This is a genomic window from Mesorhizobium sp. 2RAF45 (assembly GCF_052115225.1).
GTDB lineage: Bacteria > Pseudomonadota > Alphaproteobacteria > Rhizobiales > Rhizobiaceae > Mesorhizobium > Mesorhizobium jarvisii.
The window spans coordinates 194,899-213,924 of record NZ_JBFRGG010000004.1; the positions used below are offsets into that span (position 1 = coordinate 194,899).

Sequence of the window (19,026 nt, forward strand, 5' to 3'; positions counted from 1 at the left end):
GGCCTTCACTCCCCCGGCGATCTCACGGGTTCCAGCGGCTTGGGCGTCGTCAGGCGGCCATGGCCGGAGACGGCATTGCCGGCGTCGGGCGCCAGCCGCATGAAGGACAGCGACGCCGCCGCCGATACCGCCGCCACGATGAAGAAGGCGATGTGGAAATCGCCCAGCGTCAGCGGTCCGCCATGGATCGAGGTCGAGACTTCCAGAATGCCGCCGGCCAGCGCCACGCCGAGCGCGATCGACAATTGCTGGAACACCGCCGTGATCGGTGTTGCCTTGCTGGTGTCTTCGGCCGACACTTCGGCATAGGAGAGCGCGTTGACGCCGGTGAAGAACATCGAGCGGATGAAGCCGCCGACCAGCAATATGGCCAGCATCAGCACGTAAGGCGTTTCGGGGGTGAAGAGGCCGTAGATGGCGATCGATGCGGCGGCGACCAGCGAGCCGACGATCAGCACGCGGCGGAAGCCGGCAACGCGAAAAATCAGCGCGGTGACGAATTTCATGCCGATGGCGCCGATCGCCGAGACGAAGGTGATCATGCCAGACTGGAACGGCGTCAGCCCGAAGCCGATCTGGAACATCAGCGGCAGCAGGAACGGCACTGCTCCGATGCCGATGCGAAACAGCGAGCCGCCAAGCACCGATGAGCGGAACACCTGGTTGCGGAACAGTTCGAGCGCCAGCAGCGGATTTTTGGCGCGCCGCGCATGCATGAGGTAGAGCGCGCCCGACAGCAGCCCGACCCCCACGGTGATGAAGCCGGTGGCCGGCGGCAGATAGGGCAGGCTGACCACGGACAGGCCGAAGACCACGCCGGATGCCGCAAGCCCGCTCAGCACGAAGCCGATGAAATCGAGCGGCGGCGTCTCCATCGATTCGGTTTCCGGCAGGAAGCGCGTCGCCAGCCAGATGCCGACCAGGCCGATCGGCACATTGATCAGGAAGATCCAGTGCCAGGTGAAATAGGTGGTGATGAAGCCGCCGATCGGGGGACCGACCAGCGGTCCGACCAGTGCGGGAACGGTCAGCCACGACATGGCGGCGACCAGGTCGCTCTTGGGCGTGGCGCGCACCAGCACCAGGCGCCCGACCGGCGTCATCATGGCGCCGCCAATGCCTTGCAGGAAGCGCGACACCACGAAGGCCGGCAGCGAACCGGACAAGGCGCAGGCGACCGAGCCGACGATAAACACCGCAATCGCGGCGCGAAAAATGTTCTTGGCGCCGAAGCGGTCGGCCATCCAGCCGCTGATTGGAATGAAGATCGCCAGCGCCACAAGATAGGCCGTCAGCGCCAGCTTGAGCGCGATCGGGCTGGTATGGATATCGATGGCGATCGCCGGCAGCGATGTCGCGATGACGGTCGAATCCATGTTTTCCATGAAAAGTGCGACCGCCAGGATCAGCGGAATGGTGCGATTCACAAGCGTGACCGTTTTCAAATTTTCTATTCGGCCGGGGGCGAACCGATACAGGGGGCGGTTATCATGGCTGGACACCGATGTCGTGTTAAATTGCTGTCACTTTTGTGCGACCGCAACCACGGGTGGCGCAATCAAATGGTCGAAGACGCTGTTGTGCAATGCAACGATCGGCTTTTCATCCGCGTCGCGACGTGTTACCAGCCAGCGCCAATCCTGAAAGGGAAGATGAGAGTCGGCGCTGTCCATTCCGGTCCAGCGCTTTTTCCGCATTCTAAAGGGCTGGCCATGGCAAAAATCATCGAAACGTCCACAGGCGCACTGGCGCTGACCTTTGACGATGTGCTTTTGCAGCCCGGTCACTCCGAGGTCATGCCCGGCGAAACCGATGTCCGCACCCGCATCGCAGGCGACATCGACCTCAACGTGCCGATCCTCTCCGCCGCGATGGACACCGTCACCGAGGCGCGCCTTGCCATCGCCATGGCCCAGGCCGGCGGCATCGGCGTCATCCACCGCAATTTCTCGCCGGCCGAACAGGCCGAGCAGGTACGGCAGGTGAAGAAATTCGAATCCGGCATGGTGGTCAATCCGGTCACCATCGGTCCGGACGCCACGCTCGCCGATGCGCTGTCGCTGATGCGCACCTATTCGATCTCGGGCATTCCGGTGGTCGAGAATGGCGGCACGGGCGGCCACAAGACCGGCCGGCTGGTCGGCATCCTGACCAACCGCGACGTGCGCTTTGCCTCCGACCCGGCGCAGAAGGTCTATGAGTTGATGACCCGTGAGAACCTCATCACGGTCAAGGAAAATGTCGACCAGGACGAAGCCAAACGGCTTCTGCACCAGCACCGCATCGAAAAACTTGTCGTCGTCGACAAGCAGGGCAATTGCGTCGGCCTGATCACCGTCAAGGACATCGAGAAGTCGCAGCTCAACCCGCACGCCACCAAGGATGCGCAGGGCCGCCTGCGCGCGGCGGCCGCCACTAGTGTCGGTGACGATGGCTTTGAGCGCGCCGAGCGCCTGATCGACGCCGGCGTCGACCTTCTGGTCATCGACACCGCGCATGGCCACTCGCAGCGCGTGCTCGACGCCGTCACGCGCGCCAAGAAGCTTTCGAACTCGGTTCGCATCCTGGCCGGCAACGTCGCCACCGCCGAAGGCACGCAGGCGCTGATCGATGCTGGCGCCGACGCCGTGAAGGTCGGCATCGGCCCGGGCTCCATCTGCACCACTCGCATCGTTGCCGGTGTCGGCGTGCCGCAGCTTTCAGCCATCATGTCGGCGGTCGAGACGGCGCACAAATCGGGTGTGTCGGTGATTGCCGATGGCGGCATCAAATATTCCGGCGATCTCGCCAAGGCGCTCGCCGCCGGCGCCAGCGCCGCCATGATCGGCTCGCTGCTGGCCGGCACCGACGAAAGCCCAGGCGAGGTCTATCTGCACCAGGGCCGCTCCTTCAAAGCCTATCGCGGCATGGGCTCGGTCGGCGCCATGGCGCGCGGCTCGGCCGATCGCTACTTCCAGGCCGAGGTGCGCGATACCCTCAAACTGGTGCCGGAAGGCATTGAAGGCCAGGTTCCATACAAAGGACCTGTGTCTGGCGTGCTGCACCAGCTTGCGGGCGGCCTAAAAGCCGCTATGGGTTATGTCGGTGGCCGCGACCTTGCCGATTTCCGCGAGCGCGCCACTTTTGTGCGCATATCCAACGCCGGACTTCGTGAAAGCCACGCCCATGACGTCACGATTACCCGCGAAAGCCCGAACTATCCCGGCGGAGCCTGAACAATACGGGCTCGGGCGGAGCCTGACCGCGACGGTCCTGCGGCTGCCACGCCACGCGGCCGCACTGTGTTTCCTGTCGGCGGCGGTTTTCATCGCCATGACGGTGATGGAGTTCTTCTATTTCCGCCAGTTGAGCGGCGGCCTGCCGTCGCTCGACATGCGCTATTTCGGTTTCACACCCGACGAAGGCATGGCCTGGCTGACGGCGCTCGGCCGGCGCGGCGGCGAGATCATTCTGGTCTGGCACTATCTGACCTTCGATCTGTTGTTCCCGGCGCTGCTGTCGCTGACCTTGGTGAGCCTGGTCCTAGCCACTGGCCGGCGCCTGCAGAACTTCCGCGAGCTTCCCGGGCAGGTGCAGTCGATCTTCGCGCTGGTGCTGGTGCTGCCCTACACGCTGGCCGACTATGCCCAGAACATCGCCGTGGCGCGGCTTCTGTCCGATTTCCTGTCGGCCAATCCGGATTCGCTGTCTTTCGCTTCGGCTCTGATCGTCACCAAATTCGCGCTTCTCGCCATCCCGGTGGTCGTCATCGCCGCTTTCTGGCTGGTGGGTCAGAGACGCTAGAGCAATTCCAGGAAAAGCGCGTAGCGCTTTCCCTGGGGAATTGCGTCAAAACAAAGAGTTAGAGTGGTTTGCCGCTTCCGTGAAGACGGTGGAACACTCTAAGCATGATGCCGGACAGGGCAGGGGAATGTCATGAACCAGACCACGATCTTCTGGCCCGTTCTGGCGCATGTGGCTCTGGTCTACATCGTCTACGGCGTGTTGGGGCGCCGCAGATATGGCGCAATCAAATCAGGTGAGGCCAAGGTCGGACAGTACAAGGCCCGCTCGACCGAGCCGGCGTCCAGCGTCACCGTTGCCGCCAATCTCTGCAACCAGTTCGAACTGCCGGTGCTTTTCTATGTGCTGTGCCTTACGCTGCACGTCACCAACGGCGTCAACTATCTGACCTTGACGCTGGCGTGGATTTTCGTCCTGACGCGCTATTTTCATGCCTGGGTTCACCTGACCAGCAACAATCTGCGGCTGCGCAGCCGTTCTTTCTTCGCTGGCGCGGTGGTGCTGGCGCTGGCCTGGATCTGGTTCGCGCTGCACCTGCTCGGCCTCGTCTGAGGCAGGGTCACGCGGGGGTTGCAGCCCTCGACATCAAGCGCGACGCATAGATTTCGATCCTCCGCCGAAATCTATGCTCGACCGTCCACGCGACGAATGCTGCAATGGCGACCACGGTGCAGAACGCTATGCCGATCCGAAGATACGGGGAGCCGACCCACGGAGCCAGCCATCGTATGATCGCGACACCGACATTCTGGTGCAGAAGATACAGAGGATAGCTGATCAAGCCGATGTAACTCACGCTTCGCCAGATCTTGATATCGCGCAGCTGGACCCCGATGACCCCAACAATTGAAAGCGCGATGACCCAGGCACTGAATGCTGAACCGCCCCACAGTTTGACAACAACCATCAGGCATGCGGCTGTCACGACCATCTGCACGGTTCGGGTCGATCGCCTCGCCGCGATGCCCATCAAAAAGAAGAGGCTGTAGGGGAACAGAAAATACGGCATGGCGATGCCCTTGAAGGGAAAAATCAGAGCCTGATGGTCTCTCCACAACCCGGAAAAATATGCAATTGCGCCCAGAACGGTAAAGCTGGTGAAAAGGACGAGCACGCGATTTGGCCAGAGGTAGAAGATGAGGCCGAACACAAAGTAGAATTTTGCTTCCGCAAGCAGTGACCAGTCGGCGCCGTCGACCAGCGGCGTTGGAACAAACAGGGTTACCCAGCTTGCGTTTTTCAGGCCGTCGAGCGCTGAAACCTCTCTTCCCGGAAGACCCAGAGCCGCAACCACAATAAGCGTGGTCGCGATACAGGCGATGAGCGCGGGCTCCAGCCGCGTAAATCTCTGCAGCCAGAACACCCACACGGTCTCAGACCGCTCGGCTGTCATCGCGATGCAGTAGCCACTGATAATGAAAAAGAGAAAGACGCCAACTATCCCTTGCCATGGCAGCGTCATCTGGTGGTCGAACCCCGATGTAGTCGGCGGGAAAGCGGGACGTATAGTGGAAGATCAGCACCAGCATCACGGCGATCGCACGCAATGCGTCGATCGCCTCGTATCGCCGGTTCTCGTCCTGATCCGAACCCATCGGCCAGAAGCCTCTAGAGGTCGAACACCGCTATTTTACGCTTGTCGAACTTTATGCCGATCTCGCCGCGCACCAGCTTCAGTGCCGCTTCGCCGAAGACGGCGCGCCGCCAGCCCTGCAGCGCCGGCACGTCGGCGTCCTCGCCCTCGGCGGCGATGCGGTCGATGTCGTCGCTGGAGGCCAGCACCTTCGAGGCCACGCCCTGCTTCTCGGCGACGATCCTGAGCAGCACTTTCAACAGTTCGGCCGCGGCGCTCGAGCCTTCCGGCGGCTGGAAATTCTTCGGCAGTTTCGGCATCTGCTCCTTGGGCAAGGCCAGCGCGGTGTTGACCGCTCCAAGCAGGGCCGTCGCCGTCGAGGAGCGCTCCCAGCCCTTGGGCGTTGTGCGCAGCTTGGCGAGGGCCGCCGCGTCGCGCGGCGCCTGCTGCGCCACCTCGTAGATCGCGTCGTCCTTGAGCACGCGGCCGCGCGGCACGTCGCGCTCGCGCGCCTCGCGCTCGCGCCATGCCGCCACGGCCTGCACGATCGCAAGTTCCTGCGGCTTGCGCAGCCGCATTTTCAGCCGCTTCCAGGCGTCCTCCGGATGCGGATCGTAGGTCTCGCGCGAGGTCAGGACGTCCATCTCTTCGTTCAGCCAGTGGGCGCGGTTCTCCCGCGCCAGTTCGGCGCTCAAATGCTGATAGACCTCGATCAGATGGGTGACGTCGGCGAGCGCGTAGTCGAGCTGCTTGTCGGACAGCGGCCGGTGGCGCCAGTCGGTGAAGCGCGACGACTTGTCGAGCCGCGCGCCGGTGATGCGCTGCACGAGCTGGTCGTAGGAAACGCTGTCGCCGAAGCCGCAGACCATGGCCGCGACCTGCGTGTCGAACACCGGGTGCGGCACGAGATCGCCGAGATGGACGATGATTTCGATGTCCTGGCGCGCTGCGTGGAAGACCTTGACCACGGCCTCGTTGGCCATCAGCCGGAAGAACGGGGCGAGGTTGATGTCGGGCGACAGCGGGTCGATCAGCGCGGTGACGCCAGGCGCCGCCATCTGGATCAGGCACAGGATCGGCCAGAAGGTCGTTTCGCGGATGAACTCGGTGTCGACGGTAACGAAATCCGACTTTTCGAAAGCGGCGAGAACGGTCTCGAGTTCTTTCTGGGTGGTGATGACGTGCATCAAATCGCTTTTGGCAGGAGTAAGGTCTTCCTAGATTTCAGCCGGGAAGGCTTTCGTCAAGCTTTGGCGCAGCCATCATCGGCTTCCCGGACCATCGGAATCGCCATTGCGCTTAGCCAGCCGCGCAAAAACGGTCGACGTGCGCAGCAGCGCGATGAAGCGGCCGCGCTTGCCCACGGGCACGCCGGAGCGTGCCTGCATGCGGTAGAGGATGACGGCGATGAAGATCGCATAGACGGTGGCGCTGAACACGAACAGCGCGCTCGGCCCGAAATGCTGCATCACTGTCGAGGCGGCGAAAGGGCCGCCGATGGCGCCGAAGGAATAGAACAGCATCAGCGCCGCATTGATCAGCACGAACTCCCCCGTGTCGGCGCGGTCGTTGGAATGCGCCGCCGACAGCGAATAAAGCGGCATGGCGAAACAGCCGAAGATGAAGATGATGATGAAGTTGAGCAGCGGATTGCTGCCGGCGATGAACACCAGCGCCAGGGCTGAAAGCATCGCGCAGCAGGTCGTCAGCAACAGCACCCGGCGCCGGTCCCATCGGTCGGAGAGGTAGCCGAGCGGATACTGGATGATGGCGCCGCCGAAGATGCCGACGCTGACGAAGGTGACGACATCGGCGACCGACATGCCGATCTGCTCGGCATAGACCGGCGACAGCGTGCGAAAGGCGCTGTTGGTGACGCCGACGGCGATACAGCCGAAGCAGCCGAGTGGCGAAATGCGCCAGACGCGCGCCAGGTCGAGCTTGACCTCCTCCGGCGGCGTCGGGTTGGAACGGTCGCCGAGCGAGACCGGCACCAGCGACAGCGTGATCATGATCGACATGATGGCGAAGATGGTGAAGCCGCCGGCGCCGAAGACGGGGATCAGGAACTGGGCCGATGTCACCGAGCCGGTATCGACCATCCGGTAGATCGCCAGCACGCGGGCGCGGTCCTTGTTGGTGACGCCGGAATTCAGCCAGCTTTCGACGATGGTGAACAGCCCGGCAAAACAGAAGCCGCCGGCAAAGCGCACCGCGCACCACATCACTGGATCGAGCACCAGCACCAAAAGCAGAGTGCCGACCGAGGCAATCGCGGCCAGCGCCGAAAACGCCCTGATATGGCCGACCGCCTTCATGATGCGGGTGATGGCCAGGCAGCCGAGCAGGAAGCCGGCGAAATAAAACGTGCCCATCAGGCCGATGTCGGAAGCGGAAAACCCCTCCTGCGCGCGGCGCAGCGCAATCAGCGTGCTCTGCAACCCATTGCCGCCGAGCAGGATGCCTGCGGCGAGAAGAAGCGGGATCAGCGGGCGGATGGAGGACATGAAAAAGGCGATCACGTATCGGTGATCCCTTCTTGAACTATCCCTCCCACCAATGCCAGCGGCAATTGCCGCTTGCAGGATCAATCGCGGTTCTGCAGCGCCCCCACTATATTGCCTGGTTTGGAGCGGACGCAGGTCCGTATGGTCCAACTGCCGACCTCAGTTTCGCGACGCGATCTTACCTGGCCGGCCGTCCCGTCCGCGGCGAGGGAAACCTTCAGTCACCCCTCTGCTGCCCGCGCAAGTATCTTGTCACGCGTCGGTTCGAGCGGCTCATCCACCGAAGCGGCCGGTTTGTCGGCGGCCGGCCGCCGGCCAAGCGATCCCGCGGTCAGCAGGCTGAGGATAATGAACGGAATGCCGATACCAAAGGCCGAGCGGATGCCCCAATGGTCCGAGACGAAGCCGAGCAGCGGCGGGCCGAGCAGGAAGGCGACGAAGGAGATCTGCGACAGTGCCGCGACATTGATCGCAGCCGGTCGATCCGTCCGTTGGGCGGCAGCCGAGATCGCCAGCGGGAAGAGGGCGCTGGTACCGATCCCCAGAAGCGCAAAGCCCAGCATGGAGAAGAACGGCGCGGGCGAGAAAAAGACAACGAGCACGCCGGTCGCCATCATTGCCAGCAGCACCCCCGCCACGCCGCTTGGCGAATAGCGGTCGACGAAACTGTCGGCGAAGAAGCGCGTGGTTGCCTGGGAAAAGGCGAACAGCGCCACGGTGAAACCGGCGACGAAGGGGCCGGACTCGAACACGGTGCGCATATAGATCGCCGACCAGTCGATGCTGGCGCCTTCCATCAGCATCGCCGAGAGTGTCACCGCGACGAGAACAAGGATCGGCAGGGTCGGCCGCGCCAGCATGGGTGCCTTCTTGCCGGTGCCGACGAAGCGACTCGGCGCCGGCTGATAGCCGCCGAGGAACAGCGCCATCGAGATCGCGACGATCGGCACGATCAGCGCCAGATGCAGTTGCGGCGATATGCCGAGATGCGCAAGAGCCCCGCCGAACAGGCCGGCGCCGAAAAAGCCCATGCTCCAGAACGAATGCGCGCGGTTCATGATGCGACGCTTGACCAGGAATTCGGTCCGGTCGGCCTCGACATTGAGCATGATCTCGACGCTGCCGATCATCAGGCCGACTGGAAAGAGCATGAGGAAAAGCGCGAGCGGCCCCGGCGCATGCACCGCAACGGCATAGGCAAGCGCCAGCAGTGGTACCAGGACGAGCAGCGCGCGGCGGAAGCCGACGCGCTCGAGCAGCGGCGTCGCGAGCGTCAGTGCCGTCAAGGTGCCGATCGGCGTTCCGATCAGGCTGAGGCCGAGCGTGCCGTCCCCAATGCCCATGGCGTGCTTAATGTCGGGCAGCCGTGGAAAGATGTTGCCCATCGCGAAGGAATAGATCGCGAACCCGGCATAGACGCGGTGTTGCGGGGCAAGGTTGAGACCAAAGCTCATGGCGGCGCTTTCAAAGGAAGGGAGGCTGGCTTGTGCGACAGCCCAGTCGGCCACTCCTTGCATAAACGTGCAGAACATGCAAGAACGTGCACAGAGAAATAAGATCAGGCGAAACAGGCAATGCTGACCGATCAACGGCACCAACTTATCCGTGACCGCCTCGCGGCGGAGGGGAGTGTGCTGGCGGGCGAACTGGCGAGCCGCTTCGGGGTTTCGGAGGACACGGTGCGCCGTGACCTCAGGGAACTGGCGAAAGCCGGGCACTGTCGCCGGGTCTATGGCGGCGCGGTTGCGGCGGCGCCCTTTGCCGCGGCCCCCATCGGTCTGCGCGGGGGCCATGCGGTCGAGGAGAAGGCGCGGCTGGCGAGCACGGCCATGGCGTTGCTCTCCAGCGGACAGACCCTGTTCATCGACGGCGGCAGCACCAACACCGCCATCGCCAAGGCCATTCCCTGCGACCTCGAACTGACCATCGCCACCAATTCTCTCGGCGTTGCCTCGGCGCTGTCCGACCATCCCCTGGTCGAACTGACCGTGCTTGGCGGCAGGTTTGTCCGCGACCTCGGAACCTGCGTCGGCGCCGACACGCTGGCCGCCATTGCACAGCTTGGCGCCGACCTGTTTTTCCTTGGCTCGTGCGGCCTGGATGCCTCACGCGGTGTGACGGCATTCGATTCGGCCGAGGCCGAGGTCAAGCGGGCCATGGCCAGGAACAGCGCCGGCATCGTCATCGCCGTCACCAACGACAAGCTGGCCACCGCGGCGCCTTATCGCGTCGCCGGCGCCGAAGCGATCCGCCATCTGGTGGTCGAAAAGACCGCGCCGGCCGCGATCCTCGCCGATTTCGAACGCCAGGGCGCCGAAATCCACTTTGCTTGAAGGCGGCGAGCTACTTCCACGACGCCGCATGTGCGATGAACACTTCGATATCTTGCTTCGAGTAACCGAGAAGGGTTCCTTCAAGCCTGGCCAGATCATTCGATGTGAAGACGTCGAAGGCCTCTCCGCTGCGACACATTCTGGAGATCAACAGGCTGAGCTTGCAGCGCCATTCTTCTGTCGGCAGGCAGTAGCGGCGCTCCTCCACCAAGGTTCCAGGATCAGTGTGGGTGAACCTCAGAATACGACCTGTTGCTACAAACGGCTCAAAGTCCGCGTCGCCAATATCTTCGGCGTCCATACCCGGTTCGGCCGAGAACAAGGCCATTGGCTTGTCACCCTGAAGCATCAGTTCCATCTCGCGGCCATTGTGCGGGCCTATTCCCGGCGGGAGAGTGCGTTTTGGCACGTGGGGGTCTCCAGATCGCTTGATAAGTGCGTTGTCTCAGGAAGCACGTCTGGCGGCAATGCGTTAAGGCCGGCAAAGACTTAAACCCTGGCGGTCGAACCTGGATACGGCCCGATGTCTCCTTGCCTTGACAAATCCGGCCTCCCATGCGCTTTTCGCGCAAATTTTGGGCCGGGCTTTGATGCTTTGGCCTGCCACCCAGCACCCCGGACTTTACCAATGACAATGCACCGTTACCGCAGCCATACCTGTGCCCAGTTGAGAAAGAGCGACGTCGGCTCTTCCGTTCGCCTGTCGGGCTGGGTGCATCGCGTGCGCGACCATGGCGGCCTGCTGTTCATCGACTTGCGCGACCACTACGGCCTGACCCAGATCGTCGCCGACCCCGATTCGCCGGCCTTCAAGGTCGCAGAGACCGTGCGCGGCGAATGGGTCATCCGTGTCGACGGCGAGGTCAAGGCGCGCCTGCCGGAGACGGTCAACGCCAACCTGCCGACCGGCGAGATCGAGATTTTCGCACGCGAAATCGAGGTGCTGTCGGCTGCCAAGGAATTGCCGCTGCCGGTGTTTGGCGAGCCGGACTATCCCGAGGACATCAGGCTGAAGTACCGCTTCCTCGACCTGCGCCGCGACACGCTGCACAAGAACATCGTGGCGCGCACCAAGATCATTGCCGAGATGCGCAAACGCATGGGCGAGGTCGGTTTCACCGAATTCTCGACGCCGATCCTGACGGCTTCGTCGCCAGAAGGCGCGCGCGACTTCCTGGTGCCGTCGCGCATCCATCCCGGCACGTTCTACGCGCTGCCGCAGGCGCCGCAGCAGTACAAGCAGCTGATCATGGTGTCGGGCTTCGACCGCTATTTCCAGATCGCGCCCTGCTTCCGGGACGAGGATCCGCGCGCGGATCGTCTGCCCGGCGAGTTCTATCAGCTCGACCTCGAAATGAGCTTCGTCGAACAGGACGACGTGCTGTCGACGATGGAACCAGTGATGACCTCCGTTTTCGAGGCTTTTGCCGACCGCAAGCCCGTCACCAAGGACTGGCCGCGCATCCCCTATGATGCAGCCATGCGCAAATACGGCTCCGACAAGCCGGACCTGCGTAACCCGATCGTGATGCAGGCCGTCTCCGACCATTTCCGCGATTCCGGCTTCAAGGTCTTCGCCAACATTCTGGCCAACGACCCGAAGGCCGAAGTGTGGGCCATTCCGGCCAAGACCGGCGGAAGCCGTGCCTTCTGCGACCGCATGAACTCCTGGGCGCAAGGCGAGGGCCAGCCGGGCCTTGGCTACATTTTCTGGCGCAAGGAGGGCGACAAGCTCGAAGGCGCCGGTCCGCTCGCCAAGAACATCGGCGAAGAGCGCACAGAGGCGATCCGTCAGCAGCTCGGCCTTGCCGACGGCGATGCCGCTTTCTTTGTCGCCGGCGATCCGAAGAAATTCGTTTCTTTTGCCGGTGCCGCGCGCACCCGCGCGGGCGAGGAATTGAACCTGGTCGATCGCGACCGATTCGAACTGTGCTGGATCGTCGACTTCCCGTTCTTCGAATGGAACGAGGACGAGAAGAAGATCGATTTCGCTCACAATCCGTTCTCGATGCCGCAAGGTGGCATTGACGCCCTGAATAACCAGGAGCCGCTCAGCATCAAGGCGTTCCAGTACGACGCGGTGTGCAACGGATTCGAGATTGCCTCGGGTGGCATCCGCAACCACCTGCCGGAAACCATGGTCAAGGCTTTCGAGATGGTCGGTCTAGACCGTCAGACGGTCGAGGAGCGTTTCGGCGGCTTGTATCGTGCCTTCCAGTATGGTGCGCCGCCACATGGCGGCGCGGCATTCGGCATCGACCGCGTCGTCATGCTGCTGGTTGGCGCCAAGAACCTGCGCGAGATCACCATGTTCCCGATGAACCAGCAGGCCTACGACCTGTTGATGAACGCGCCGTCGGAAGCCAGCCCGCAGCAGCTTCGCGAGTTGGCGCTGCGTGTCGCACCGACCAAGAAGGACGCCTGATCGCCAGCTTCGGGCGAGACTTTAAAAACCAGCCAGAACCGATTCTTTCGAATCGATAATTCAAAAAAATAGCCCGGCATCGCTGCCGGGCTATTTTTGTATCCTGAGGCCGCTTAGATCAGTCCTCGTTGGCCTTGACGCTGACACCGAGCGTCTTCGGCAGGTCGAGCGGGTTGGACATGGCGCCGGCCATGATCAGCGCGAACGGCACCGATGCCGGCGGCTCGGCCGAGATTTCGAGGCTCTTCGGATCGTCGAGATATTTGCTGACCGCCGCGGTCACCTGCGCCGTCAGTTCCGGATTGTTGAGCTGCGCCATGCCGAACGGCACGATCGCCTTGGCCTGGTTGGCGACGTCCTTGGCCGACATGCCCTGCTGCTTGCCGACATATTCCAGCACCTTGCCGGTCAGCGAATCGTCGTCGAAGCGGATCGAGGCGCTGTTGAACGAAAGCTGCTGCAACAGGCCGAGCATGGCCATGCCTTGTGCCGAATTGTCGGCGCCTTGAGGCTGCGCGGCCATCTTCTTCTGCATTTCCTGCAGCGACTTTATGAAGTCGATCGTGTAGCCGCCGAGGTCGAAGGTCATGCCGAGCGTGCCGGCATTCTCGACGGAGATGTCGTATTTCGACAGTTCCATCTTGCCGTCCGAGGGCTGCCAGGTGCCGGCCATTTCGAGATTGCCCGAAATGTTCTGGTAGCCGAGCGCGTTGATGACTTCCTTGGACTTGGGATCGTCGACCAGTGTCAGGTCGGCGTTGAACTTTTCCGTGTTGGCGGTGAATTCCATCGCCTTGCCGTCAGCCGGCGGCGTGATCTCGACGGCAAGCCCGTCCATCGAGAAGGCGGTCTTGTCGGCGACCTTGACCGTCATGTTGGAGAGTTCGGCGGACTTGTACATCATCAGCGAGCCCAGCGGGCCGGTGGCGCCATCGGCCGGAACCGTCATGTCATGGATGACGAAGGGGCTGAGGTTGAGGGTTACGCCGTCCTTGGCGTGTTCGAAGGCCGAGGTAGAGACGGTACCGATATCGAAGCCGCCATTGGCCGCGGTCACGTTCTCTAGCTTGACGTCGCCGATGGTGAGGGCTTCCTTTTCCGCCGCCGGCTTGATGGCAACGCCCTGCAGCACCATGCTGGTGTTGTCGCCGGTCACGCCGGTCCAGGAGATGTCGACGCCCTGTGCCGCCAGCGCCGCCTTCAGCCGGTCGGCAACCGCGGCATCCTGGGCAAGGGCCGCATTTAGCGGCAGCGTGAGCAAGAAGGTCGAAAAAGCCAGTTTCTGGAGAGTTGAGCGTTTGATTGTCATCGCAAGGTCCCTGAGAGTGTCCTGAAATTGTTTTTCAATTCTTTGCACCATCACCATTCCGTGACGAACTGGACGGGAAAAAGGCGTATCCCGGTACCATGGTCGAAAATCACAGTGAAAGGCAAACTCGATCCCACCGTCTTGGCGCAAATCGGTGAATTTGTCATGAAGAGCCGGTTGCCCGATATCATCACGCTTGGCCATAGAGGCCTGATGTAACAGGCTGATGTTGGTCGACATCCCCAGGCGTGCGGTTTCATGTTGCAGAACGGCGGGTATGTCTGTCGGCCTCTTGCCGCGAATCACCCGCTCAGCTAGTCCCAGCCCATGGGAAAAAGGCTTTTGCCGCCTGAAAATGGCGGTGGTGATCACATTGAACCGGTCGATCTGAAGAAGGCGCTGGAAGAGCGCTATCTCGCCTATGCGCTGTCGACCATCATGCACCGGGCGCTGCCCGACGTTCGCGACGGGCTGAAGCCGGTCCACCGCCGCATCATGCACGCCATGCGGCTGCTCAGGCTCAACCCCGACCAGGGTTTTGCCAAATGCGCCCGCATCGTCGGCGAGGTGATGGGCAAGTTCCATCCTCATGGCGACCAGTCGATCTACGACGCGCTGGTGCGGTTGGCGCAGGATTTTTCCATGCGCTATCCCTTGGTCGACGGGCAGGGTAATTTCGGCAACATCGACGGCGATAACGCTGCCGCCATGCGCTACACCGAAGCGCGCATGACCGATGTGGCGACCGAATTGTTGTCCGGCATCACCGAGGATGCCGTCGACTATCGGCCGACCTACAATGAAGAAGACGAGGAGCCCGTGGTGCTCCCCGGCGCCTTCCCGAACCTGCTGGCCAACGGCTCGTCCGGCATCGCGGTCGGCATGGCGACATCGATCCCGCCGCACAACGCGGCCGAGCTTTGCAACGCCGCATTGCACCTGATCGAGCATCGCGATGCGCCGGTCTCGAAGCTGATGGATTTCGTCCAGGGTCCGGATTTCCCGACCGGCGGTATCATCGTCGACAGCCGCGCTTCCATCCTCGAAGCCTACGAGACCGGCCGCGGCGGCTTCCGTGTCCGCTCGAAATGGAGCCAGGAGGACCAGGGCAGGGGCACCTGGAGCATCGTCGTCACCGAAATCCCCTATGGGGTGCAGAAGGCGCGGTTGATCGAGAAGATCGCCGAGCTGTTGATGGCGCGCAAACTGCCGTTGCTCGAGGACATCAGGGACGAAAGTGCGGAAGACATCCGCGTCGTGCTGGTGCCCAAGAGCCGTTCCGTCGACCCGGGCATCCTGATGGAATCGCTGTTCAAGCTCACTGAGCTTGAAAGCCGTTTCCCGCTCAACATGAACGTGCTGTCGCGCGGCAAGGTGCCCAACGTCCTGTCGCTGAAGGGCGTGCTGCAGGAATGGCTCGACCATCGCCGCGACGTTCTGATCCGCCGCTCGAAACATCGCCTGGGCGAGATCGAAAGACGGCTGGAGATCCTCGCCGGCTACCTGATCGCCTATCTGAACATCGACGAGGTGATCAAGATCATCCGCGAGGAGGATGAGCCCAAGCAGGTGATGATGGCCCGCTGGTCGCTCACCGATACCCAGGCAGAAGCCATCCTCAACATGCGCCTGCGCGCCTTGCGCAAGCTGGAAGAGTTCGAGATCCGCAAGGAGTTCGACGGCCTGAGCGCGGAGAAGAAGCAGATCGAGGCGCTGCTGGCGTCCGATGCCAAGCAATGGTCGACGATCAAGTGGGAAGTCACCAACATCCGAGACAAGTTCGGCCCGGAGACCGAACTCGGCAAGCGCCGCACCCAGTTCGCCGATGCCCCCGAGCACGACCTGACCGACATCGCCCACGCCATGATCGAGCGCGAGCCGGTCACCGTGGTGGTTTCGGAAAAGGGCTGGCTGCGGGCGATGAAGGGGCATCTGGCCGACCTTTCGACGCTGACCTTCAAGGAGGGCGACAGCCTCAAGCTCGCCTTCCATGCGCAGACCACCGACAAGGTGCTGGTCTTCACGACAGGGGGCAAGTTCTACACCATCGGCGCCGACCGGCTGCCGGGCGGGCGCGGCCATGGCGAGCCGATCCGCATCATCGTCGACATGGACAACGACCAGGACATCGTCACCGCCTTCGTCCACGATCCGAAGCGCAAGCTGCTGCTGGCCTCCTATGACGCCAACGGCTTCATCGTGTCGGAGGAGGAAGTTGTCGCCAACACCCGCAAGGGCAAGCAGGTGATGAACGTCAAGGCGCCGGACGAGGCCAAGCGTTGCGTACCGGTCACCGGCGATCACCTCGCCATCGTCGGCGAGAACCGGAAAATGCTGGTGTTCGCGCTTTCGGAAATTCCCGAGATGGGCCGCGGCAAGGGCGTGCGGCTGCAGAAATACAAGGATGGCGGCCTGCTCGATCTCAAACCGTTCACCTTGGAGACGGGCCTGTCCTGGCAGGATTCGGCCGACCGCACCTTCACAAGGTCGCGCGAGGAACTCGCCGAATGGATCGGCGCCCGGGCGTCGGCCGGCCGCATGGTGCCGAAGGGTTTTCCGAGGACGGGCAAGTTCGGGTAGCTAAACGTCTCTTCCTTCCCCCTGTGTGGGGGAAGGTGGCCTCGCGAAGCGAGGTCGGATGAGGGGTGTTCAAGGGAACGCCAACGCCTCACTCCGCTGGAACCCCCTCATCCGTCTCGGCGCTATCGCGCCGATCCACCTTCTCCCGCAGGGGGAGAAGGAAGAAAGGCACCCCAATCATTTGGAGTATCGTCACGATTGCTGCACTATATCAGTGCATAACGGGGAAAGGTGTTTGGGAGAGACGGGCGTTTGAAGGAATCCAGGATCCAGAAACCGGAACGGCAGCAGCGCCTGTTCGGCCTGTCGACGCCGCTGCGGTCGGCTGTCATTCCGCCGCTGTCGGCGGCCCGCTGGCTGCTGGTGCTGATCGTCGCCGCCGGCGTCTATTTCTTCCATGGCTTCCTGTTCCCGGTGCTGGCCGCGCTCGTCATCGCCTTCGCCAGCTGGCCGCTTTATCAGCGGCTGCTGGCCGGCGTCGGTGGCAACCGCACCATCGCCGCCACTCTGGCCATCCTGTTCATCCTCGCCTTCCTGGTGATACCGATCGGGCTTGCCGGCACCTACGCCATCAACGAGGTGCGCGAGTGGGTCGGCTGGGCGATCGAGACCAATCGGCATGGTGCCGTGACGCCGCACTGGATCGCGACGATGCCTGTCATAGGCGACTGGCTGAACGAGCAATGGACCACCAATTTTGGTCATCCCGGCGGCATTGGTGAACTGATCCAGCTGATCAGCGGCGCAAACATAGGCAGCATCTATCGCGGCGCGCTCGCCGCCGGCGGCAGTGCCTTTGGGTTGCTTCTGACACTGCTGTTCATGATGATCGCCCTGTTCTTCGCCTATCGTGACGGCGAGCATTTTGCCGGTCAGGTCGATCGCCTGGGAGAACGCATCCTGCCGACGCGATGGGAGCGGATTTCGCGCGTCGTCCCGGCGACCATTTCCTCGACTGTGACCGGCATGACCGTCATCGCCATAGGCGAGGGGTTGGTGCTGGGCATCGCCTACTGGCTGGCCGGCGTGCCGTCGCCGGTGACGCTTGGCGCCCTGACCGGCGTCATGGCGCTCATCCCCGGCGGGGCGCCTTTGTCCTTCACCCTTGTCTCGATTTATCTCGCCGCCAGCGGCTCGCCCATGGCCGGTCTGGCGCTGTTCCTGTGGGGCGCGGTCGAACTGTTCATCGTCGACAAGACACTGCGCCCGAAGCTCGTCGGCGGGCCGATAAAGCTGCCCTTCCTGCCGACCTTTTTCGGTCTGATCGGCGGCGTCAAGACGATGGGGTTCCTCGGCCTGTTCATCGGCCCGGTGCTGATGGCGCTGCTGGTCGCCATCTGGCGCGAGTGGCTGCGAGAGGTGGAACTGGTCGACGAATTGACCGCCGACTCGGCGGCCGAGATCGAAGGCGGGCCGCCGCAAATCGAAATCCTGCCGGAACCCGGCGTGGCGAAGAAGGCCAGCGCCTGATCCCGAAACGCAACTTGCGCTGGGGCCATCAATTACAGGTTAGACCGGATGGTGCACCGCAAGGTCACCCCGCTGCCTACGGCCGTCATGCAGTTGCCAGAGCGAATGGGCGACCAGCGTGACGATAAGGATCGCGCCACCGATCAGACTGTTGCGGGTCGGTGTCTCGGCAAAGATCATCCACACCCAGACCGGCGCCAGCACGGTTTCGAGCAGATAGAACATCGCCACTTCCGGCCCCGAAATGTATTTCGGCCCGGCGGCGAGGCAGAAGAACGAGATCGGCATGATGACGGCGCCGTTGAAGATGATCCACCAGGGCGCGTTCACGTGAAAGCCTTCGCCTGACACCATGAGGGCGGCGAGCGCCATCGGCAGAAGCACGCCGACGAGTGAGGTGAAGCCCATGTCCTTGCCGCTGGCGCGCGAGATGGTGATGGCGACCGCGATGAAGAAGGCCGAGCCCAGCGCCATGAAATCACCGAACAGCTTGCCGGTGCCGACCGAGCCGCCGACGATGACCAGCACGCCCAGGATCATGATCAGCATCGCCGCGATGGTCACCAGCCGAGGTCTTTCCCGCAGGAATATCCAGGACAATAGCCCTGCGAATACAGTGTTGAAGGCCAGGATGAACACCAGGTCGGCGGTCGAGGTGTGATAGACGGCGGTGACGAAGCTGATCCCTGTCAGCCCATACAAGGTCGCCACGATCATGCCGGCCCAGCCGGGGATGAGCGGCGGGGCATTTCGGCTGAGTGCCCGCCAGACCGACCAGATGATCATCGCCGCGACGAATGTGGTGCTGGTGCGCAGCAGCATGATGGTCCATGCGCCGCCATCGGCGAGGCGGATCAGTGGTATGTCGACGGTCAGCGTCAGCCCGCCGATGGCGGTTATCAAGAGACCCTTCTGGTGATCGTGGTGCGGGGACATGCAGTAACTTTCGCAATGAGATGCAGGCCGAGGGCTGACCGGTGCAATGGCGCACTCTCCCCAGCCGACCGGCTGAAAGACCAGCATCCCTGCCTTGAAGTTGTTTAAGC

General features: G+C 62.7%; 17 protein-coding genes. 7 read left to right on the forward strand and 10 right to left on the reverse strand.

What is annotated here, in order from left to right:
• Window positions 1-5: 5 nt before the first annotated feature.
• Window positions 6-1,427 (reverse strand): MFS transporter, encoded by a 1,422-nt coding sequence (locus tag AB4Z43_RS13885; RefSeq protein ID WP_441938221.1) that lies wholly within the window; start codon window positions 1,425-1,427, stop codon window positions 6-8.
• Window positions 1,428-1,523: 96 nt separating this feature from the next.
• Window positions 1,524-1,673 (reverse strand): hypothetical protein, encoded by a 150-nt coding sequence (locus AB4Z43_RS13890; RefSeq protein WP_155772703.1) that lies wholly within the window; start codon window positions 1,671-1,673, stop codon window positions 1,524-1,526.
• Window positions 1,674-1,712: 39 nt separating this feature from the next.
• Between AB4Z43_RS13890 and guaB the strand changes: the two genes are divergently transcribed.
• The 3 genes from guaB to AB4Z43_RS13905 all read left to right on the forward strand — a co-directional run bounded on the left by guaB (window position 1,713) and on the right by AB4Z43_RS13905 (window position 4,335).
• Window positions 1,713-3,215 (forward strand): IMP dehydrogenase, encoded by a 1,503-nt coding sequence (gene guaB / locus AB4Z43_RS13895; RefSeq protein WP_010915551.1) that lies wholly within the window; start codon window positions 1,713-1,715, stop codon window positions 3,213-3,215.
• Window positions 3,166-3,783 (forward strand): hypothetical protein, encoded by a 618-nt coding sequence (locus AB4Z43_RS13900; protein ID WP_080643722.1) that lies wholly within the window; start codon window positions 3,166-3,168, stop codon window positions 3,781-3,783. The genes guaB and AB4Z43_RS13900 overlap by 50 nt, the downstream gene beginning before the upstream one ends.
• A 132-nt stretch (window positions 3,784-3,915) precedes the next feature.
• Entirely contained in the window at window positions 3,916-4,335 is a 420-nt protein-coding gene (locus AB4Z43_RS13905) for an MAPEG family protein (protein WP_019857573.1), read from the forward strand.
• A 7-nt stretch (window positions 4,336-4,342) separates the two neighbouring features.
• On the opposite strand, the gene AB4Z43_RS13910 is transcribed toward AB4Z43_RS13905, so the two are convergent.
• The 5 genes from AB4Z43_RS13910 to AB4Z43_RS13930 all read right to left on the reverse strand — a co-directional run bounded on the left by AB4Z43_RS13910 (window position 4,343) and on the right by AB4Z43_RS13930 (window position 9,317).
• Window positions 4,343-5,245 (reverse strand): acyltransferase family protein, encoded by a 903-nt coding sequence (locus AB4Z43_RS13910; RefSeq protein ID WP_441937936.1) that lies wholly within the window; start codon window positions 5,243-5,245, stop codon window positions 4,343-4,345.
• Window positions 5,157-5,378: a hypothetical protein gene (locus AB4Z43_RS13915; protein WP_441938236.1), complete on the reverse strand. Its 222-nt coding sequence runs from the start codon at window positions 5,376-5,378 to the stop codon at window positions 5,157-5,159. The genes AB4Z43_RS13910 and AB4Z43_RS13915 overlap by 89 nt, the downstream gene beginning before the upstream one ends.
• A gap of 13 nt (window positions 5,379-5,391) precedes the next feature.
• Window positions 5,392-6,543, reverse strand: a complete 1,152-nt coding sequence (rnd, locus tag AB4Z43_RS13920) for a ribonuclease D (RefSeq protein WP_010915555.1) — start codon at window positions 6,541-6,543, stop codon at window positions 5,392-5,394.
• A 75-nt stretch (window positions 6,544-6,618) separates the two neighbouring features.
• Window positions 6,619-7,863 (reverse strand): MFS transporter, encoded by a 1,245-nt coding sequence (locus tag AB4Z43_RS13925; protein WP_441938223.1) that lies wholly within the window; start codon window positions 7,861-7,863, stop codon window positions 6,619-6,621.
• Window positions 7,864-8,084: 221 nt separating this feature from the next.
• Entirely contained in the window at window positions 8,085-9,317 is a 1,233-nt protein-coding gene (locus AB4Z43_RS13930) for an MFS transporter (RefSeq protein WP_441937939.1), read from the reverse strand.
• A 120-nt stretch (window positions 9,318-9,437) separates the two neighbouring features.
• On the opposite strand from AB4Z43_RS13930, the gene AB4Z43_RS13935 reads away from it, so the two are divergent.
• Window positions 9,438-10,196 (forward strand): DeoR/GlpR family DNA-binding transcription regulator, encoded by a 759-nt coding sequence (locus AB4Z43_RS13935; protein ID WP_064984746.1) that lies wholly within the window; start codon window positions 9,438-9,440, stop codon window positions 10,194-10,196.
• Window positions 10,197-10,206: 10 nt separating this feature from the next.
• Here the strand turns inward: AB4Z43_RS13935 and AB4Z43_RS13940 are convergent, their stop codons facing one another.
• Window positions 10,207-10,605 (reverse strand): hemin receptor, encoded by a 399-nt coding sequence (locus AB4Z43_RS13940; protein ID WP_441937941.1) that lies wholly within the window; start codon window positions 10,603-10,605, stop codon window positions 10,207-10,209.
• Window positions 10,606-10,830: 225 nt separating this feature from the next.
• Between AB4Z43_RS13940 and aspS the strand changes: the two genes are divergently transcribed.
• Window positions 10,831-12,621 carry an aspartate--tRNA ligase gene (gene aspS, locus AB4Z43_RS13945; protein WP_027046729.1) on the forward strand — a complete coding sequence of 597 codons (1,791 nt, stop codon included), beginning with the start codon at window positions 10,831-10,833 and terminating at the stop codon, window positions 12,619-12,621.
• A 118-nt stretch (window positions 12,622-12,739) separates the two neighbouring features.
• Here the strand turns inward: aspS and AB4Z43_RS13950 are convergent, their stop codons facing one another.
• Window positions 12,740-13,930 carry a hypothetical protein gene (locus AB4Z43_RS13950; RefSeq protein WP_027046730.1) on the reverse strand — a complete coding sequence of 397 codons (1,191 nt, stop codon included), beginning with the start codon at window positions 13,928-13,930 and terminating at the stop codon, window positions 12,740-12,742.
• A 327-nt stretch (window positions 13,931-14,257) separates the two neighbouring features.
• Here AB4Z43_RS13950 and parC point away from each other — a divergent pair, with 327 nt between their 5' ends.
• The gene (gene parC / locus AB4Z43_RS13955) at window positions 14,258-16,510 is read left to right on the forward strand and encodes a DNA topoisomerase IV subunit A (protein ID WP_038646224.1); all 2,253 of its coding nucleotides are present in this window, start codon (window positions 14,258-14,260) and stop codon (window positions 16,508-16,510) included.
• Window positions 16,511-16,762: 252 nt separating this feature from the next.
• Window positions 16,763-17,980, forward strand: a complete 1,218-nt coding sequence (locus AB4Z43_RS13960; protein WP_441937944.1) for an AI-2E family transporter — start codon at window positions 16,763-16,765, stop codon at window positions 17,978-17,980.
• 39 nt (window positions 17,981-18,019) lie between these two features.
• On the opposite strand, the gene AB4Z43_RS13965 is transcribed toward AB4Z43_RS13960, so the two are convergent.
• Window positions 18,020-18,916 carry a DMT family transporter gene (locus tag AB4Z43_RS13965; protein ID WP_441937946.1) on the reverse strand — a complete coding sequence of 299 codons (897 nt, stop codon included), beginning with the start codon at window positions 18,914-18,916 and terminating at the stop codon, window positions 18,020-18,022.
• Between the last annotated feature and the right edge of the window lie 110 nt (window positions 18,917-19,026).

Bases quoted from the DNA above. Each gene is read 5' to 3' on its own strand.
- AB4Z43_RS13935 (WP_064984746.1), top strand. From the start codon at position 9,438: ATGCTGACCGATCAACGGCACCAACTTATCCGTGACCGCCTCGCGGCG.
- AB4Z43_RS13950 (WP_027046730.1), bottom strand. From the start codon at position 13,930: ATGACAATCAAACGCTCAACTCTCCAGAAACTGGCTTTTTCGACCTTC.
- AB4Z43_RS13900 (WP_080643722.1), top strand. From the start codon at position 3,166: ATGACGTCACGATTACCCGCGAAAGCCCGAACTATCCCGGCGGAGCCT.
- AB4Z43_RS13915 (WP_441938236.1), bottom strand. From the start codon at position 5,378: ATGGGTTCGGATCAGGACGAGAACCGGCGATACGAGGCGATCGACGCA.
- AB4Z43_RS13965 (WP_441937946.1), bottom strand. From the start codon at position 18,916: ATGTCCCCGCACCACGATCACCAGAAGGGTCTCTTGATAACCGCCATC.
- parC (WP_038646224.1), top strand. From the start codon at position 14,258: ATGGGAAAAAGGCTTTTGCCGCCTGAAAATGGCGGTGGTGATCACATT.
- aspS (WP_027046729.1), top strand. From the start codon at position 10,831: ATGCACCGTTACCGCAGCCATACCTGTGCCCAGTTGAGAAAGAGCGAC.
- guaB (WP_010915551.1), top strand. From the start codon at position 1,713: ATGGCAAAAATCATCGAAACGTCCACAGGCGCACTGGCGCTGACCTTT.
- AB4Z43_RS13890 (WP_155772703.1), bottom strand. From the start codon at position 1,673: ATGGACAGCGCCGACTCTCATCTTCCCTTTCAGGATTGGCGCTGGCTG.
- AB4Z43_RS13905 (WP_019857573.1), top strand. From the start codon at position 3,916: ATGAACCAGACCACGATCTTCTGGCCCGTTCTGGCGCATGTGGCTCTG.
- AB4Z43_RS13910 (WP_441937936.1), bottom strand. From the start codon at position 5,245: ATGACGCTGCCATGGCAAGGGATAGTTGGCGTCTTTCTCTTTTTCATT.
- AB4Z43_RS13930 (WP_441937939.1), bottom strand. From the start codon at position 9,317: ATGAGCTTTGGTCTCAACCTTGCCCCGCAACACCGCGTCTATGCCGGG.
- rnd (WP_010915555.1), bottom strand. From the start codon at position 6,543: ATGCACGTCATCACCACCCAGAAAGAACTCGAGACCGTTCTCGCCGCT.
- AB4Z43_RS13925 (WP_441938223.1), bottom strand. From the start codon at position 7,863: ATGTCCTCCATCCGCCCGCTGATCCCGCTTCTTCTCGCCGCAGGCATC.